Source organism: Leucobacter sp. M11 (assembly GCF_035726885.1).
GTDB lineage: Bacteria > Actinomycetota > Actinomycetes > Actinomycetales > Microbacteriaceae > JAPFRB01.
Window position 1 is genome coordinate 469,588 of the sequence record NZ_JAPFRB010000003.1, and the last position, 325, is coordinate 469,912.

Genomic DNA, 325 nt, shown 5'->3' on the forward strand with positions numbered 1-325 from the left:
AGGCGGCGCTCGCCGCCGAGACCACGCAGGACGGGGTGGACGCGCGCGAGCGCGCCCTGCGCGCCCAGCTGGAGGGACTGAACGCCCTCCTGGTGGCCGTGGACCGGGCCCCGCTCGCGAGCGCGGTGGCGGCCGCAAACGTGCTGCTCGCGGACGCCACCGCGGATCGGAGCCGCGCGGCGACTCCGGCGGCCACGCTCAGCGCGGCCGTTGAGGTCGCCGCGACCGCCCTGCGCACTCCGAACCTGTCGCAGGCAACCCTGGACACGGAGACCGCGACCCTCACGGCGGCCATTGCCGCCTACGAGGAAGCCACCGCGACCCC

Annotated in this window: 1 protein-coding gene; it reads left to right on the forward strand. The window is 76.9% G+C overall.

Going from position 1 to position 325, the window contains the following annotated elements:
- Nucleotides 1–325 (forward strand): hypothetical protein (locus OOT08_RS10570; RefSeq protein WP_325092610.1); only part of this gene is annotated, 325 nt, incomplete at both ends.